The organism is Arthrobacter sp. Y3223164 (assembly GCF_059091005.1).
Genome location: NZ_JBNHGF010000449.1, coordinates 1 through 1992 on the forward strand (window position 1 = coordinate 1; position 1992 = coordinate 1992).

Genomic DNA, 1992 nt, shown 5'->3' on the forward strand with positions numbered 1-1992 from the left:
CGGCCCGGCCGAGCGGATGCTGGTCCTGCTGCCGCAGGCCGACATCGCCGCGCCCACGGTGTTCGAAGGCCTGATGGCGAAGGGCTGGCAGGTGCTGCCCGTGACCGCCTACCGCACGGTGGACTACCCCGCCCGTCCCGAGCTCCGCCTGACCGCGGAATTGGAGATCGCCGCCCGCGAGCCCGCCGACGACCTGGAACTCATCACGGCCGCGGATTTCCGCAGCCGCGCCGGCAACGGCGCCATCGACGCCGTCGTCCTGACCTCGCCCAGCGTCACCAGGCGGCTGGCGGGACTCCTTGACCCGTGGCCGGCCGGACTGCGGCTGATCGCGATCGGTACCAGTTCCGCTCGGCAGGCCGCCGAACTGGGCTTGGAGATCGCCGCCACCGCTGCCGAACCGACGCCGCCCGGCATCGCCGACGCCCTGGCGCGGTCGCTTGAAAACCATCCCACCGAACCAGAAGGAACGCCATGAGCTTCCCCTCCCACCGGCCGCGCCGGCTGCGGGCCACCGAGGCGATCCGCCGGATGACGGCGGAGGTCCGGACCCACCCGAACCAGCTGATCCTGCCCGCCTTCATCCGCGAAGGCCTCAGCGAACCGGTGCCGCTGCAGTCCATGCCGGGCGTGGTCCAGCACACCACCGACACGCTCAAGCGCGCGGCCGCCGAGGCCGTGGAGCTGGGCCTCGGCGGCATCATGCTCTTCGGAGTTCCCCAGGTGCGCGACGCCACGGGCAGCGCCGGAGTGGATCCCGACGGCGTGCTGAACCGCGCCATCGCCGACGTGAAAGCGGAGGTCGGGAACGACCTGGTGGTGATGGGCGACGTCTGCCTGGACGAGTTCACCGACCACGGCCACTGCGGCGTGCTGGCCCCCGACGGCACCGTCGACAACGACGCCACGCTGTCGATCTACGCGGAGATGGCCGTCGCCCAGGCGGCTGCCGGCGCGGACGTGCTCGGTCCCTCCGGCATGATGGACGGACAGGTGGCGGTGATCCGGCAGGCACTCGACGAGGCCGGCTACCAGGACGTCTCCATCCTGGCGTACGCCGCAAAGTATGCCTCGGCCTTCTACGGGCCGTTCCGCGAAGCGGTCGACTCGCAGCTGACCGGGGACCGGCGGACCTACCAGATGGACGCCGCCAACCGGCGCGAAGCCATCCGGGAAGTGGAACTGGACCTGGCCGAAGGCGCGGACATGGTCATGGTCAAACCCGCGATGAGCTACCTGGACATCCTCTCCGACGTGGCGGAGATGTCTCCGGTGCCGGTGGCCGCGTACCAGATCTCCGGCGAGTACGCGATGATCGAGGCAGCCGCCGCCAATGGCTGGATCGACCGGAAGGCGGCCATCCTGGAATCTGTCCTGGGCATCCGCCGCGCCGGCGCCGACATGGTGCTGACCTACTGGGCCCCGGAAATCGCCCGCTGGCTGAAGTAACCGTTCACCGTCGGCCGCCGGTTGCCGCGCCCCACGACCCGTCCGCAGCGGATTCCGCTGTCCCGAAAGGACCCAAGACCATGATTGAAGCCATCCGCTCCGAGGAACTCTTCGAACGCGCCCGCCAGCTGATGCCCGGCGGGGTGAACTCACCGGTCCGGGCCTTCGGCTCCGTCGGCGGGACGCCGCGCATGATGGTCGGTGCCAAGGGGGCCTACCTCACCGACGCCGACGGGCGCGAGTACGTAGACCTCGTGTGCTCCTGGGGCCCGGCCCTGCTGGGCCACGCCCATCCGGCCGTCCTCGAGGCCGTGCACACGGCCGTGGACCGGGGACTGTCCTTCGGCGCCTCCACGCCCGCCGAATCCGAACTGGCGGCCCTGGTCGTCGGCAGGGTCTCCGCCGTCGAGCGCCTCCGCATGGTCTCCACCGGCACCGAGGCCACGATGACCGCCGTGCGCCTGGCCCGCGGCTACACCGGCCGCAACCTGGTCGTGAAGTTCGCCGGCTGCTACCACGGGCACCTGGACGGGCTGCTGGCCG

Annotated in this window: 3 protein-coding genes; all 3 read left to right on the forward strand. The window is 71.1% G+C overall.

Annotated features, from left to right (window positions below):
- The coding region (locus AC5RUJ_RS15230) for a uroporphyrinogen-III synthase (RefSeq protein WP_494156138.1) at nucleotides 1-478 on the forward strand (478 nt) is incomplete at its 5' end.
- Nucleotides 475-1449 carry a porphobilinogen synthase gene (gene hemB, locus AC5RUJ_RS15235; RefSeq protein WP_494000266.1) on the forward strand — a complete coding sequence of 325 codons (975 nt, stop codon included), beginning with the start codon at nucleotides 475-477 and terminating at the stop codon, nucleotides 1447-1449. The genes AC5RUJ_RS15230 and hemB, both read left to right, overlap by 4 nt.
- Before the next feature lie 80 nt (nucleotides 1450-1529).
- Nucleotides 1530-1992, forward strand: a 463-nt coding sequence (locus AC5RUJ_RS15240) for an aminotransferase class III-fold pyridoxal phosphate-dependent enzyme (RefSeq protein ID WP_494156139.1), incomplete at its 3' end; no start/stop codon positions are given.